This is a genomic window from Micromonospora sp. NPDC005324, from assembly GCF_040607155.1.
Lineage (GTDB): Bacteria > Actinomycetota > Actinomycetes > Mycobacteriales > Micromonosporaceae > Micromonospora > Micromonospora trifolii.
Map to the genome: position 1 here is coordinate 42,596 of NZ_JBEXGE010000007.1, position 15,465 is coordinate 58,060.

Genomic DNA, 15,465 nt, shown 5'->3' on the forward strand with positions numbered 1-15,465 from the left:
AGCTGTCACCGGGCCGGAGCGTGGGCGGCGAGCGGGTTGGTGAGCGTGCCGACGAACTGGAGCGCCGCCGACGGGTCGGCCAGGTCGATCATCTGCTGGTTGTTGCGCAGTTGCAGCCGGTTGAGGCAGGACAGCGTGAACTCCGGGGCGAACAGGTCGTAGTGGCGGACCCGATCGGCCAGGTGCGGCACCCGGTCGAAGTAGTCGGTGGCACAGGCCGCGACGGTGCGCCAGAAGTCGTCCTCGGCGAGCACACCGGCCTCGACCAGGACCGCGTTGAGGTGGCGCAGGAAGCAGTCCACCACGTCGGTGAAGATGCTCAGCAGCTTGGTGTCGTCGGGCACCTCGACGCGGATCCGCTCCACCGCCGCCGGCAGCTCGACCCTGTCGCTCATCACCGCGATCTCCTCGGCGATGTCCTTGAAGATCACCCGCTGGACGGTGTCCTGCTCGTCGAAGACCAGGATGACGTTCTCGCCGTGCGGCATGAAGGCCAGGTCGTGGGCGTAGAAGCTGTGCAGCAGCGGGGTCAGGTAGGCGTCCAGGTAGCGGCGCAGCCACACCTCGGGCGCCAGGCCGGACCGGGCGATCAGCGCCGCCGCCAGTGAGCCACCCTCGTCGTCGACGTGCAACAGCGCGGCCATGGTGGACAGTCGCTGCCCCGGGGTCAGCTCGGGCACCGGGCTCTCCCGCCACAGGGCGGCCAACATCTTGCGGTACGGCGAGGTGCGCTCGGTCGCCGCCTCGTACTGCCGGTGCCGGTAACCCACAGCGGCCCGCTCCCGGATGACGGTCAGGCCGGTGCCGGTCAGCACCTCGTCGGAGGCGATCAGGTCGGCCAGCCAGTCGTTGATCGCCGGGGTGGCCGCCATGTACGCGGCCGACAACCCCCGCATGAAGCCCATGTTCAGCACCGACAGCGCCGTCTTGACGTAGTGGCGTCCCGGCTCGCTGACGTTGAAGAAGGTGCGGATGGACTGCTGGGCGAGGTACACGTCGGGCCCGGGGCCGAGGTGCACCAGCCGCCGCTCGGCCAGCTCCCCGGCGAAGGTGACCGCCAGCTTGTTCCACCACTGCCACGGGTGCGCCGGGATCAGGTGGTAGTCGGCGAGGTCCAGCCCGAGATCGGCCATCGTGGCAGCGAACCGGGCGCGGGTCTCGGCGTCCAACTCGCTCTCAATGAGGGTGTCGTAGTCGAGGTCGGCGGCGCTGTTGAACGTCGAGTGGTCCCGGTGCGCGGCCAGCCACTCCAGCCGCACCGGCGCGGCGGCCTCCGGGGCGTACCGGTGGTACTCGTCGACGCCGAAGCCGAGCCGGCCGTTGTTCGCCACGAAGCAGGGGTGGCCCTCGGTCATCGAGGTCTCGATGGTCTGGAAGTCCGCCTCGGCCAGCTCGGCGGCGCTCGGCGCGGCCTGGGCCAGCTTGTACGCCGTTCCCGCCAGCGTCGAGGTGATCTCCTCCAGGTAGACCGGGAGCACCCGCGCGGAGAGCCCGAGAGTGTCGCGCAGTTCCACGATGAGGTCCACCGCGTCCGGGGCCAGGGAGGTGCCGTCGCGGTGTCGGGTGATGCTGTCCGCGTCGATCTGCCAGTGCGCCAGGGCGAGCACCAGCGCCGCGAACCGGTAGGTGACGGTGCCGTCGTCGCTGCGGATCTCGTACCACTGCCGGTCGTCGGGGCCGGCCACGGCGTCCGGGCTGAGCAGCCGCTCGTGAGTGAACTCGGCGAGCGCCTTGCGGACCAGCAGCCGGTTGGCCCGGGCCCAGCGTTGCGGGGTGAGGTGCCCGACCGGGTCGCCGGAGGCGTTGTGCGCGGTGGCGACGGGCGGGTGGGTGGGGACGGCGGTGGTGGTCACGCCGGGGCTCCTTCGGTTCGGGTGGCGGCGGCGCGGTCGGCGGCGGCGCGGTCGGCGGCGGCCTGGAACTGGGCTCGGGTGCAGACGCTGAGCAGCGCGTCCTTCTCGGGCTTGGCGATCGGGCCGACGACAGTGAAGCCGACGGCGGCGTTCAGCGCGTGCACCGCGGTGTTGCGCACGTCTGGTTCGACAACGACCCGCCGGGTCGTCGGGTCGTCGAAGAGCCACGCCATGACGGTGCCGATCACCGCCCGGGTGAAGCCGCGCACGGGCGCGTCGACCGGCGCGCAGAGGAAGTGCATGCCCACGTCGCCGGGCTGGTGGTCGTACAGGCCGACCAGCTCGACGTGGGCCGGGTCGTAGCGCTCCGCCAGGAAGGCGGGACTCCCCCGCCACCGGCCGAGGTACGCGTCGTGGTGCGGGTGCTCGGCGATCCGCCGGTACTCCTCGGTGACCTGGGCCAGGTCGGCGTCCTGCATCATCCAGAACGCCGCTTTCGGGTGGGTCACCCAGGTGTGCAGCAGCGCCGCGTCGGCGTCCAGGTCGAGCGGCCGCAGCGCGAACTCACCGAGCCCCTCGTCGACGTGGGTGAAGACGCTGGTCACGACGACACCCCGAACTCCTGGAAGGTGATGCTCTTCTCGATCGGGTAGTGCTCCCGGCCGAGCAGCTCGCTGATGATCCAGGAGTTGCGGTAGGCGCCCATGCCCAGGTCCGGTGAGGTGATGCTGTGGGTGTGGGTGCCCGCGTTCTGCAGGAAGATGCCCCGCCCGCTGTGGTCGATGCTGTAGTTGCGGGCCACGTCGAAGCGGCCGTGCGCGTCCCAGCGGATCCGGTCCCGCACCGGCGTGAGGAACTCCGGCACCCGGTAGTGGTAGCCGGTGGCCAGGACGAGGCCCTCGGTACGCAGGGCGAAGTCGCGTTCCTGCTCCACCTGACGCAACCCCAGCGTGTACTGCCCGTCCTGGTGGTCTGCGCTGACCAGCTCGGTGTTGGTGAGCAGGCGGGTGTTCACCGGCCCGTCCACGCTGTGCGCGTAGAGCAGGTCGAAGATGTCGTTGATCAGGTCGGCGTTGATCCCCTTGAACAGGCCCTTCTGCTCGGACTCCAGCCGGTAGCGGGTCGCCTCGGGCAACGCGTGGAAGTAGTCCACGTAGTCCGGTGAGGTCATCTCCAGCGTCAGCTTGGTGTATTCGAGTGGGAAGAACCGCGGCGACCGGGTCACCCAGTTGAGCTGGTAGCCGTACCGGTCGATGTCGCCGAGCAGGTCGTGGTAGATCTCGGCGGCGCTCTGCCCGCTGCCCACCACTGTGATGCTGCGCTTGGTACGCAGCGCGGTGCGGTGCTCCAGGTAGTGAGAGTTGTGCACGGCGTCGCCGGGCAGCTCGGCCACTGCCGGGGGCAGGTGCGGCGGGGTGCCGGTGCCGAGCACCAGGTGCCGGGCGCGGTATTCCACGCTCTCTCCCGTGCCGGTGCTGGCCCGCACCACGTACCGCTCGTCGGCGCTGTCGTACTCCACAGTGGTCACTGTGTGACTGAAGCGCAGGTTCGGCAGTTTCGCCGCCGCCCACCGGCAGTACGCGTCGTATTCGCTGCGCAGTGGGTAGAAGCTCTCCCGGATGTAGAACGGGTAGAGCCGGCCGATCTCCTTGAGGTAGTTCAGGAAGGAGTACGGCGACGTCGGGTCGGCGAGGCTGACCAGGTCGGCGATGAACGGGGTCTGCAAGCGGGCCGACTCCAGCAGCATGCCGGGGTGCCAGGCGAGGCTCGGTCGCGCCTCCAGGAACACACCGTCGAGTTCGTCGATCGGCGCGGTGAGGCAGGCCAGGCCCAGGTTGTACGGGCCCAACCCGATGGCGATGAAGTCGTGGGTGGACATCGGGGTCTCCAGGCGCGGGTTCGTGGTCACGGCGTCAGCCGACGGGGCAGGTTCATCGGCGTCAGCCGACGGGGCAGGTTAATCGGCGTCAGCCGACGGGGCAGGTCAGGTCGACGGCGACGTGGTCGTGCACGTACTGGCCGGCGTGGGTGGCGATCAGGTCAAGCACGTACCCGACGTCGTCGACTGTGGTCTCCGGGTTGAGCAGTGTGAACTTCAGGAAGTGCCGGCCGTCCACCCGGGTCCCTGCGACCACGGCGAGACCGGACGCCGCGAGGGCCTCCCGGGCGTGCAGGTTGGCGGCGTCGGCCAACTCCCGGCCGGGACCGGTGGGCAGGTAGCGGAACACCACTGTGCTCAGCTCCGAGCGCGTCACCACCTCGAAGCGCGGATCCTCGCTGACCAGTTGCCAGGCGTCGGCGGCCCGGTCGACGACCTCGTCGAAGAGCCCGCCGAGCGCGTCCGGGCCCATCACCCGCAGGGTGAGCCAGAGCTTCAGCGCGTCGAAACGGCGGGTGGTCTGCAAGCTCTTGTCGACCTGGTTGGGGATGCGCTGCTCCACCATCCGGGCCGGGTTCAGGTAGTCGGCGTGGTAGGTGACGTGGCGCAGCGTCCGCCGGTCGCGGACCAGCAGCGCGCTGGAGCTGACCGGCTGGAAGAACGACTTGTGGAAGTCGACGGTGACCGAGTCGGCCCGCTCGATGCCGTCGAGCAGGTGCCGGCGCGTCGGCGAGACGAGCAGACCGCAGCCGTACGCGGCGTCCACGTGCAGCCACACGCCGGCCGCCGCGCAGATCCCGGCCAGTTCGGTGAGCGGGTCGATCGAGCCGAAGTCGGTGGTGCCGGCGGTGCCGACGACGGCCATCACCACCAGTCCGGCCTTGCGGCACCGCACGATCTCCTCGCGGACGGCCGCCGCGCTGATCCGTCGCCGGGTGTCGGTGGCCACCGCGATGACCGCGTCCGGGGCGAGGCCGAGCAGCTTGGCCGACTTCTGCACGCTGAAGTGACCGGCGGCGGAGGTGATCACGCGCAGCCGGGGCAGCAGCTCGGCGCGCGCCGCCGGGTCGATGGCGTCGGCACACGCCTCCTCCCGGGCCAGCAGCAGCGCCTGGAGGTTGGACTGGCTGCCGCCGCTGGTGAAGATGCCGTCCGCGTGGGGACCGAGGCCGATCCGTTCGGCCGTCCAGTCGATCAGCCGGCGCTCGATGAGGGTGGCCCCGGCGCTCTGGTCCCAGGTGTCCAGTGAGGAGTTCACGGCGGTGAGCACCGCCTCACCGAGCAGCGCCGGGATGGCCACCGGGCAGTTGAGGTGGGCCAGGTAGCGGGGGTGGTGGAACCAGACGGCGTCGCGTAGGTAGACGTTCTCCAGCTCGTCGAGCGCAGCGCCGGCGTCGCCGAGCGGACGGTCCAGGTCCACCCGGTCGACCAGGGGGGCCAGCTCGGCGGGTGTGATTCCGGTGCCGGGACGGTCCACTGTGGCAACCCGGCGGGCGACCCGGTCGACGCCGTCGGCGATCGTCCGGCGGTACTGCTCGACCGAGCCGCCATGCAGCAGCTGGGCCCGCGCGGTGGTTGACGCCGGTGGCGGCGTGGTGGTCTCGACGGGGTACGTCGGCACGGTCACTGGTAGTCCTTCCACGTTCTGGACGAGGGCAGCCGGAACCCACCCCGGGCGCGGCGGTGCGCCCGGGGATGTGGGGTTCGTCAGCTGACCTTCTTCGCGTTCCGGATGGCGGTGGCGAGGTTCTCCAGCAGTGGCGCAGAGCCGGCGTACGAGAAGCGGGGAACCGCGTCCCACGGGCTCACCTGGTTGGCCTTGACCGCCGGCAGTTGCTGCCAGGTCGGCTTGGCGGTGAGGTCCTTGGCCTGCAGGGCGGTGCTGCGGTTGTCCAGCAGGATCAGGTCGGCCGGGAACTTGCCGGCGCTCTCCCAGCTCAGCGCCTCGAAGTAGTCGCCGGCTTCGAGCTTGGTGGGGACCACGATGTCGACGCCCAGCTCGGCGAAGTACATCAGGTCGGTGCTGACCTTCGGGTTGGAGACGTAGAAGAGGTCGGGGCTGCCGGAGCAGGCCATCACCTTGATCCCGGGATTGGCCTTGACCGCCTGCCGGACCGCCTCGGCGGCGGCGTCGAAGCGGGCCTTTCCGTCGGTGACCTTCTTCGCGGACAGGTCCGCGCCGAGCGACTCGGCCAGCGCCGCGTACCGCTCGATGGGCTTGGTCATCGGCACCCGGGCGGTGGTGATCGCCACACTGGGCGCCAGCGGGAGGATCTTGGCCTTGCTCTCGTCCGGCACGTACCAGAGCGCGTCCGGGTCGTACATGTGGGTGACCAGCAGTTCGGGGCGCAGGGCCGCGTACTTCTCCAGGCTGAACTCGCCCCACACGTTGCCGAGGATCTCGACGCCCTCGACGTTCAGGTCGCCGGCCTGCGGGTCGGCCGTGCCATCGGCGCGCTTGGTCTCACCGAACACACCCACGAGCTGCTTGTCGAGGCCGAAATCGATCAGGGCCGCCGCCACGCCGGTGAAGGCCACCACGCGGGTCGGACGGGCCGCCGCCTCCACCTTCGTGCCGCGGTCGTCGGTGAACGACCAGGGGCCGTTTCCGTTTCCGCCGGCGGGCTTCGCGGCGTCGTCAGTGCCACAGGCGGCGAGCAGGGTGGCCAGCGTGGCAGCGCCACCGGCGGCCAGCAGGCCACGGCGGGAGAGGCGGCGGGCGGACAGGGCATCGGGCATGGTGTTGTCTTTCGATCAAGGGTTGGCCGGGGTCGACCAGGGCAGCGGGGTTAGGTTAGCCTAACCTCGGTCATTGTCAACAGCGGTACGTCGTGTCGCCATCACCCCGGAGCCCACACTGGACGCCACACCCACCGTCACCCGAGGGGCACCGCCCGTGCCGGCCAGGGGAACGGCAGCACCCCCGAGCCGGCGTGGCCGCCGGGCGGCCCGCGCCGCCGGCCTGGTCACTGCCGTGGCACTGCTCGCGGTGATCGTGGTGCTCAGCATCGCGGTCGGCGCGAAGGCCATGCCGCTCGCCGACGTCTGGTCCGGGTTGCTGCACCGCGACGCCACCGAGTACGCCGTGGTGCACCGGATGCGCCTGCCCCGGACCCTGCTCGGGTTGCTCGCCGGCACCGCCCTCGGTGTGGCGGGCGCGGTCATGCAGGCCCTCACCCGCAACCCGCTCGCCGACCCCGGGCTGCTCGGCATCAACGCCGGCGCGTCCGCGGCCGTCGCCACCGCCGCCGCGTTCCTGGGCGTCACCGCCGTCGGCGGGTACGTCTGGTTCGCGCTGCTCGGCGCGGCGGCGGTGACCGCGCTCGTCTACGCCGTCGGCGGCGGACGCGGCGCCACCCCGGCCCGACTCGCGCTGGCCGGGGCGGCGCTCAACGCCACCCTCTACTCCTACGTGAGCGCGGTGATGCTGCTGGACACCGCGTCGCTGGAGCGGCTGCGTTTCTGGACGGTTGGTTCACTGGCCAGCGCGGACTCCGCGACAGTGACCCGGGTGCTGCCGTTCATCCTCATCGGGCTGCTGGTCGCGCTCGGTGCCGCCCGTCCGCTGAACGCGCTGGCGCTCGGCGATGACGCGGCGCGAGCCCTCGGCGCCCGACCGGCGATGATCCGCGCCGCCGTGATCGTCGCTGTCACCCTGCTCTGCGGCGCGGCGACCGCCGCGTGCGGCCCGATCGTCTTCGTCGGGCTGCTGGTGCCGCACCTGGTCCGCGCCCTGACCGGCCCGGACCTGCGCTGGCTGCTGCCGTACTGCGCGGTGCTCTCGCCCGCGTTGCTGCTCGGCGCCGACGTGCTCGGCCGGGTGCTGGGCCGCCCCGGAGAACTCCAGGTCGGGATGGTGACCGCCGTGCTGGGCGGCCCGCTCTTCCTGTGGCTGGTCACCCGCCGACCGGTGGCGCAGCCATGAGTGTCATTCGTACTTCAAGGGGGTTGTCGCTGCGGTTCCGGCCTCGCGCCTTGGGCGTCGGGGCCGGCGCGGCGGTGCTCGCAGCCGGGTTCGGCCTGGTGGCCCTGGGCAGTGGTGACTACCCGATGGGGCCGGCGGACGTACTGCGCACGCTGACCGGCGGCGGCAGTGTGGCGGAGCAGTTCATCGTGTTCGACCTGCGCCTGCCCCGGCTGGTCACCGCCCTGTTGGTCGGTGCGGCGCTGGCTCTCGCCGGCACGGTGTTCCAGTCGTTGGTGCGCAACCCGTTGGGCAGCCCGGACATCCTGGGCTTCACCCAGGGCGCGTCGACCGGGGCGTTGGTGGTGGTCGTCCTCGGTGGCAGCAGCCTGGCGCTGGCCGGCGCGGCGGTCGTCGGTGGCCTCGGCACCGGTGTGGTGATCTACGCGCTCGCCTGGCGGCGCGGAGTGCACGGCTACCGGCTCATCCTGGTCGGCATCGGGGTGGCCGCGATCCTGACCGGCGTCAACGGCTACCTGCTGACCCGGGCGCCCCTGATGGAAGCCGCCCGCGCGGTCCTCTGGCTCACCGGCAGCCTGGACGGGCGCGGCTGGGCCAACGCCGGGCCGCTGCTCGTCGTCCTGGTCGTGTTGGCGCCGCTGGTGCTCGTCGGCTGCGCCCCGGCGCTGCGGATGATGGAGTTGGGCGACGACGCGGCCAGCGCCCTGGGAGTGCCGGTACGCCGGCTGCGCCTGGTGCTGCTCGCCGCCGCCGTGCTGCTTGTCTCGTTCGCGGCGGCCGCCGCCGGGCCGGTGTCCTTCGTGGCGCTCGTCGCACCGCACGTGGCGAAACGACTGACCCGGGCCCCGGGTCCGAACCTGCTGCCGTCGATGGCCGTCGGCGCGGCGCTGCTGGTCGGGGCCGACCTCGTGGCGCAACGCGCGTTCGCCGGGCACCAACTCCCGGTCGGCGTGGTGACCGGAGTGATCGGCGGCGGTTACCTGGTCTGGCTGCTGGCGATGGAACGCCGGGCGGGCCGGCTGTGAACATCCGTGACGCCCTCGAAGGAGCACCCATGCGACCCGGCGATTCCCGGCTCGGCGGCACCGCGCTGACCCTCGCCTACGACCAGCGCACCATCGCCGAGAACCTGACCGTGGCGGTGCCCGACAGGTCCTTCACGGTGATCATCGGGCCGAACGCGTGCGGCAAGTCGACGCTGCTGCGCGCACTGTCCCGGATGCTGCGCCCCAGCGCCGGTGCGGTGCTGCTGGACGGACGGGACATTCACGACCGGCCGGCCCGCGCTGTGGCCCGTACGCTCGGCCTGCTGCCGCAGTCGTCGATCGCACCGGACGGCATCAGCGTCGCCGAGCTGGTCGCCCGGGGTCGCTATCCCCATCAGGGGCTGCTGCGGCAGTGGTCCCGCGAGGACGAGCGGGTGGTCGAGGAGTCGATGGCCGCGACCGCTGTCGACGACCTCGCCGACCGGGCGGTGGACGAGCTGTCCGGCGGGCAGCGGCAGCGGGTCTGGATCGCCATGGCGCTGGCCCAGCAGACGCCCCTGCTGCTGCTCGACGAGCCGACCACCTACCTCGACATCGCCCACCAGATCGAGATCCTGGACCTCTGCGCCCGGCTGCACGAGGAGCAGGGCCGCACCCTTGTCGCGGTGTTGCACGACCTGAACCACGCGGCCCGCTACGCCACCCACCTGATCGCCATGCGCGACGGACGCGTGGTGGCCGCCGGGGAACCCGCGTCGGTGGTCACCGCCGAGCTGGTGGCGGAGGTGTTCGGGCTGCCCTGCCGGGTGATCGATGACCCGGAGACGGGCACCCCGCTGGTCGTCCCCGCGGCCCGACGCCGCGCCACCACCCTCGCCCCGGAGCCGGCGTGAGTGGGGAGCGTTTCCGCGACCCGTGGGGGGTGCCGCACCTGCGGGCCGACGACCCGATCGCGCTGGCGGTGGCGCAGGGCCGGGTGACAGCGTACGACCGGGCCTGGCAGATCGAGGTGGAACGGCACCGCGCCCAGGGCACCAGCGCGGCGTTCCTCGGCCCCGACGCGCTCGGCTGGGACCGGTTCGTCCGGCAGGTCCGGCTCGACGACACGGCACGCCGCTGCCACGCCTCACTGGACCGGGCTACCGCCGAGTGGGTGGGCGCCTACGTGGACGGCGTCAACGCCGGTCTCGCCGCCGGGGCGGCCCGGTCGCCGGAGTTCGCCGCCAGCGGGCTGCGCCCGGGTCGGTGGGAGCCGTGGACACCGCTCGCGGTCTGGCTGGGCCACCACATCCTGTTCGCCGGGTTTCCCGGCAAGCTCTGGCGCGAGCACGTGGCGCAACGGCTCGGGCCGGACGCCATCGACCTGTTCGCCACCGACGGGCCGGCCGTGGCCGGCAGCAACGGGTGGCTGCTCGCCGCCGAGCGCACCGGCACCGGGGCCGCGCTGCTCGCCGGCGATCCGCACCGGTTCATCGAGGATCCCGGCGTCTACCAGCAGATCCGGCTGGCCTGCCCGGAGTACGACGTGGTCGGGCTGGCGGTGCCGGGTGTGCCGGGTATCGCGCACTTCGGGCACACCGGTCCGGTGGCCTGGGCGATCACCAACGCGATGGCCGACTACCAGGACGTGTACGCGGAGCGGCTGCGCCGCGACGGCCCACGGGTGCAGGCGCTCGGCCCGGACGGCTGGCGACCGGTGCACCGCCACGTCGAGACGATCGAGGTGGCCGGGGCCGACCCGGTCGAGGTCGAGGTGGTGGAGACCGACAGTGGTCCGGTGATCGCCGGTGGGCCGGACGACGAGACCGCCGTCAGCCTGCGCTACCCGCCCCGGGTCCGGGGTGACCTCGGTTTCGCGACGCTGCCGGAGCTGCTGCGGGCCCGCACCGTCTCCGACGTGGACCACGCGCTGCGGCACTGGGTGGAGCCGGTCAACGTGGTGCAGGCGGCGGACACCGCCGGAGGGCTGTTGTACCGGGTCGCCGGGGCGGTGCCGGTGCGGCACCCGGAGAACGGCCGACGGGTGGTCCCCGGATGGGACACCGCGTACGCCTGGCAGGGCTGGCACGCGCCGATGCCCCGCGCCGAGGTGGTCGGTCGGTCGGTGATGGCCAACGAGCGCGGGCTGGCGGCGCCGCTCGGGGTGGAGTTCGCCCCACCGCACCGGGCACATCGCATCGCCGAGCTGCTCGACGCCCGCTCGGCGTGGACGGCCGACGCGATGGCCTCGGTGCACACCGACACGTACCTGGGTGCGGCCGGGCCGTTGCTGGCGGTCCTCGCCGAGTCGACGGGGCTCGGTCCGGCCGCCGCCGCGCTGCGGGAACGACTGCTGCGCTGGGATCGCCGGATGGCCGCCGACAGCACTGACGCGGCGGCGTACGCCATCCTGCGCGCGGCTGTCGTACGCCGGATCGCCGCCCACCCGACGCTGGCCGCACTGGCCGAGCTGCCCGCGTACCCCGAGGTGTTCGCGCCCTGGCTGGCGCTGACGCCGCGCGTCGGTCATGCGCTGGAGCACCTGCTCGGCGCGACCGGCCTGCCCGGTGTGGACATCACCGCGCTGGTACGCGCGGCGGCCGAGGAGGTCGCCGACGCGGCGGCCGGGCAGGTGTCCTGGGGGGACCTGCACCGGCTGGCGCCGTGGCGGGCCCTGCCCGGCCCGGACACCGGGCCCGGCCCCCGGCTCGACGGTGACCACGACTGCGTGTTGGCCACCTCCAGCGTGCCCGGGGTCACCCACTGGTGCTTCCGGGGGCCGGCGGCGCGTTTCGTCTGGGACCTGGCCGACCGCGCGGACAGCCGTTGGGTGGTCCCGCTGGGCGCCTGCGGGGTGCCCGGCGACCCGCACCACGACGACCAGAGCCCCGCCTGGCTGGCCGGGGACCTGCTGCCGGTCATCACGGACTGGGACCAGCTCGCCGAGGAACTCCACTGACGGCACCGGCCGCCGTCCGGGCTGCGCGAGGCACCCCGGACGGCGGCCGGCCGCACAGTCAGCGCAGGCCGAACGCCCGGCTGATGCTCTGACTCACGGTGTTGCCGGCGGTGTCCCGCGCCGTGGTGCGCAGGCTCACGAAGCCGGCCTTCGCCGGTGCGGCCAACGAGGTACGCCAGCCGTCGCCGTGCCGGTTCAGCCGCTGCTTCTGCCAGGTCGCCCCATCGTCGTAGGACACCTCGACGGTCACCGCGCCGATCGTGCCGGTGACGTCGGGCAGGTGGGAGGCGACAACTGTCAGCGGTGCCCGCCGCGACGCCCTGCCGGCGGAGTCGATGGCCACCTGGTAGTCCAGCTGGATCATCGGCAGCACCTCGGCCGACTCCTCCCCCGTGACCGCCGAGTGGAAGCCCCACTCGGTGCGGGTCTGCCGGGAGTACGGGTTGGTCCACGCGGCCCTGTCGTTCTCCACCACCAGCCGGTACGGCAGTCGCTGGGACGCCAGCCCGGAGACCTGGAGGTACTCGGCGTTACCCCAGTTCAGCTCCTTGTCACCCTGGTAGAGGGTGGTCCGGTTGACCATGTCGTAGTTCGCGTACGCCTCACCGATGTGGCCGCCCCCGTCGCCCCACCCGGGCGCGGGCAGGTAGACGGTGTCCAGGTACCGGACCGGCACGTAGTTGCCGCCCATCCGGGGTCGCTGGATCGGCCCGAACCAGGTGACGGCGCTCGGCTTACCGGCCGGGTACGTGGTCACCGCCATCAGGTGCTGACCGGTCTCGCCGACGATGAACGCGTCGTCGATCCACCGCTGGTCGGCGCTCACCCAGTCGGTGCGCCGGCCCTGCGCCGGGGCCGGCTCCTGGTTGCTCGACGCCCAGCCGCGCCAGACGTCGGTGCGGAACTCCAGCGCCTTGCCCTGCCGGTAGTTGCGGAACTCCACGTCGACCCGGGCCAGCTGCCGCTTGGTGGGCCGGTAGGTGGGGTCGGCCGGCACAGTGCCGCTCCAGTGGTGCGCCACGTCGTACAGGTAGCTGGTCTCCGGGTGCGACTCGACGCTGAGCCGCACCGCGCCGCGCTCCAGTGCGGCGATGAGCTGCCCACCCTCGTCGGCGCCGAGCGTGGCCACTGTCACCGGGGCCGGGCTCTCCGGGCTCCACGCCGCCTCGTCCCAGGGCTGGAGTCGACCGACGCCGTCGTTGACCACGAGCAGCAGCTTCGCTCCGGCCGCCGCGGCGGCCTGCGCCTGGGTGGCGATGTCCACACTGTCACTGCGGCGCACCACCACGGCCCGGTCCCGGACCGGACGCTTGGCCAGCCCCGCCGCCGACGCGTCCGCGACGTAGACCGCGTCCAGCTGACGACGGCCGGCCGGCAGCGCCGGGGTCGCCCGCTTCACCAACAGATCGTCGTACGAGCGACCGCCCGCCGAGACGGTCAGGGCCGGCTGCTCCAGCCGCCACCGGGCGCCGAACTCGAACTCGCCGTCGGTCACCGGACGGCTCGTCGGCAACGCCCACATGCTGTCGTACGAGTCGTCGGGCAGCACCTGACTCTCGGTGAGACCGTTCCTGGTGGACCGGTGGATGTCCATCCGCAGCGCGCTGGCGGTGGCCTCCTGCGGCACCCGGGCCTGCACCTGTCGGGCGGCGCGCGCGTCCAGGGTGACGGTGCGGTCCCGGTCCAGGAACACGTCGGTGAAGCTGAGCATCGCCATGCCCCTGGAGTGCGGCCCGTGCGCGCCGCGCACGTCCGCGGAGATCCAACCGTTCCAGCTCGCCACCGGCAGCCGCAGCGTGGCGGTGCCGCTCTCGGGCAGGTCCACGGCGGTGAACAGGGTGTCGGTGGTGAGGATGACCTTGCCGACGAGCGGCTTGCCGTCCCGGTCCTTGGCGACCAGCGTCAGGTTCTGCCGCTGGCCCTCCTTGCCGGCGCCGATCAGGGTGCGACCGCGTACCCCACCGGCGTCATCGGTGGCGACGATCATGCCGCTGACCTGCTTCTCCACCGGCAGCTTGTCGTACGCTGCGGTCACCGTGACGGTGGCGGTGCCGCCCGCGGGCACTGTGACCCGGTCGGCGGAGAGCGCGAACAGGCCGGCCGGCGTGGTGGCCGCGTCGAGGGCCAGCTTCAGGGCGACCGGCGCGCTGCCGACGTTGGTGTAGGTGACAGTACGGTCGACGGACATGCCCGGCTGCTGCGGCCACGCCTGGAAGCCGGAGTAGGCGCTCGGGGTGGCGAAGACTGTGGCGTGCGCGGCGGCGACCGCGTCGACCCGACCGGCACCCGCCTGGTACGGGGTGTACCCGGGGGTGGCCTTGACCGTGCTGACCAGCGCTTCCTTGATCCGCTGACCGGTCCATTCCGGGTGCGCGGCGGCGACCAGCGCGGCCGTGCCGGCCACGTGCGGGGTGGCCATCGACGTGCCACTCATCAGCGTGTAGTCGCCGGAGCCGCCCCGCACCAGGTGCGAGCGGGCCGCCAGGATGTCCACGCCGGGGGCGGTGATCTCGGGCTTGAGCCCGCCGTCGCCGGCGCGTGGGCCCTGGCTGGAGAAGTCGGCGAGGTGGTCGGTGTTGTCGACGGCGCCCACTGTGAGCGCGGAGTCGGCGGCACCCGGGCTGCCGATGGTGGCCGGGCCGCTGTTGCCGGCGGCGATCACGAAGAGGGCGCCGGTCTCGGCGCTGAGTCGCTCGACCGCCTGACTCATCGGGTCGCTGCCGTCGGTGGCCTCACCGCCCAGGCTCATGCTGACCACCCGGGCCTTCTGCTCCCGGGCCGCCCACTCCATGCCGGCGATGATCCACGAGTTCTGTCCACTGCCCTCGCTGTTGAGGACCTTGCCGATGTGCAGCCGGGCGCCCGGTGCGACGCCCCGCTCGGCGCCACCGGACGCGGCGCCGGTGCCGGCGATCGTCGAGGCGACGTGCGTGCCGTGGCCCTTGTAGTCGAGGATGTCGGGCTCTTCGGGCACGAAGCTGCTGGACTCGGCGATCTGGCCGACGAGGTCGGGGTGTTCGGCGTCCGCCCCCGAGTCGAGCACAGCGACGTCGACACCGGCGGCGGTGTTGCCCTCGGCCCACAGCTTCGGCGCGCCGATCTGTGCGGTGGACTCGGCCAGGTCGGCGTGCACCCGGCCGTCCAACCAGACCTTGGCGATGCCGTTGGCCAGGGTCGGGGCGTCACCCGTACGCCGGGTCGAACCGGCGGTCAGCGCGGTCCAGAACCGCTCGGCGGTGGCACGCTTGCGGGTCAGCGCCGCGCCCTGCACGCTGTCCAACGGTCGGACCAGCTCGGCGCCGTCGACGGCGGGGCGGGTGCGGTTACGGGCCGCCGCGTCGGTCATCGTGACGATCAGCGGAAGCGCCTCGGTGTGCGCGTCGTCGTACCCGTCGGCGATGAGGTCGGTGACGTTGAACAGTTGCCGATCCAGCACACCGCTTGTCACATGGGACAGCGCGGCGTCCGGGTAGACGTAGGTGTCGCCGTCGCGCACGGTGCGGTGGAAACTCGGGGTGCTGCCGTCCGGCCGGCGCACTGTCGACACGGTGCTGCCGTCCGCCGCGGTGGTGACGGTGACCGTGTCACCGGTGATCAGGGTGACGGTGGACGCACGTCCGGCGGCGGCCGGGGGTTGACCCGCCGGGCGGTCGGGGTTGTTCGGCGGGGCGGCGGCCGCTCCCGCGCCGGGTGGGGTGAACCCGGCCGCCAGGGTGAGGGCGGCGCCGAGGGCGATCAGCCCGGTTCGGCGGCGCCGGTGAGACAGAGCCACGATGACCTCTTTGTGTCGAGAAGTGGTACGCACCACAGCATCGACGCAGAGCCCACCCCAACCGCGCACCGCACCCCGACGCACTTACGCCATGGCGCAACCCCGCCACCCA

General features: G+C 72.5%; 10 protein-coding genes. 4 read left to right on the top strand and 6 right to left on the bottom strand.

Annotated features, from left to right (window positions below; translation table 11 throughout):
- Positions 1–5: 5 nt before the first annotated feature.
- The 5 genes from ABZS40_RS09525 to ABZS40_RS09545 all read right to left on the bottom strand — a co-directional run bounded on the left by ABZS40_RS09525 (position 6) and on the right by ABZS40_RS09545 (position 6,471).
- Entirely contained in the window at positions 6–1,853 is a 1,848-nt protein-coding gene (locus ABZS40_RS09525; protein WP_354942875.1) for an IucA/IucC family siderophore biosynthesis protein, read from the bottom strand.
- Complete coding sequence (locus ABZS40_RS09530; protein ID WP_354942876.1) at positions 1,850–2,458, bottom strand: GNAT family N-acetyltransferase; 609 nt, start codon at positions 2,456–2,458, stop codon at positions 1,850–1,852. The genes ABZS40_RS09525 and ABZS40_RS09530 overlap by 4 nt, the downstream gene beginning before the upstream one ends.
- Complete coding sequence (locus tag ABZS40_RS09535; protein ID WP_354943046.1) at positions 2,455–3,732, bottom strand: SidA/IucD/PvdA family monooxygenase; 1,278 nt, start codon at positions 3,730–3,732, stop codon at positions 2,455–2,457. The genes ABZS40_RS09530 and ABZS40_RS09535 overlap by 4 nt, the downstream gene beginning before the upstream one ends.
- Before the next feature lie 88 nt (positions 3,733–3,820).
- A complete protein-coding gene (locus tag ABZS40_RS09540; protein ID WP_354942877.1) occupies positions 3,821–5,359 on the bottom strand; it encodes an aspartate aminotransferase family protein in 1,539 nt (512 codons plus the stop codon).
- Positions 5,360–5,439: 80 nt separating this feature from the next.
- On the bottom strand, positions 5,440–6,471 hold the full coding sequence (locus ABZS40_RS09545) for an ABC transporter substrate-binding protein (RefSeq protein ID WP_354942878.1): 1,032 nt from the start codon (positions 6,469–6,471) through the stop codon (positions 5,440–5,442).
- Positions 6,472–6,628: 157 nt separating this feature from the next.
- Here ABZS40_RS09545 and ABZS40_RS09550 point away from each other — a divergent pair, with 157 nt between their 5' ends.
- The 4 genes from ABZS40_RS09550 to ABZS40_RS09565 are packed head-to-tail and all read left to right on the top strand — an operon-like array spanning position 6,629 to position 11,581.
- A complete protein-coding gene (locus ABZS40_RS09550; protein ID WP_354943047.1) occupies positions 6,629–7,657 on the top strand; it encodes an iron chelate uptake ABC transporter family permease subunit in 1,029 nt (342 codons plus the stop codon).
- A complete protein-coding gene (locus tag ABZS40_RS09555; RefSeq protein WP_354942879.1) occupies positions 7,654–8,682 on the top strand; it encodes an iron chelate uptake ABC transporter family permease subunit in 1,029 nt (342 codons plus the stop codon). Before ABZS40_RS09550 ends, ABZS40_RS09555 begins: the two co-directional genes overlap by 4 nt.
- A gap of 29 nt (positions 8,683–8,711) precedes the next feature.
- A complete protein-coding gene (locus tag ABZS40_RS09560) occupies positions 8,712–9,536 on the top strand; it encodes an ABC transporter ATP-binding protein (RefSeq protein ID WP_354942880.1) in 825 nt (274 codons plus the stop codon).
- Positions 9,533–11,581 (top strand): penicillin acylase family protein, encoded by a 2,049-nt coding sequence (locus ABZS40_RS09565; protein ID WP_354942881.1) that lies wholly within the window; start codon positions 9,533–9,535, stop codon positions 11,579–11,581. The genes ABZS40_RS09560 and ABZS40_RS09565 overlap by 4 nt, the downstream gene beginning before the upstream one ends.
- A 58-nt stretch (positions 11,582–11,639) precedes the next feature.
- On the opposite strand, the gene ABZS40_RS09570 is transcribed toward ABZS40_RS09565, so the two are convergent.
- Complete coding sequence (locus ABZS40_RS09570) at positions 11,640–15,353, bottom strand: S8 family serine peptidase (RefSeq protein WP_354942882.1); 3,714 nt, start codon at positions 15,351–15,353, stop codon at positions 11,640–11,642.
- Between the last annotated feature and the right edge of the window lie 112 nt (positions 15,354–15,465).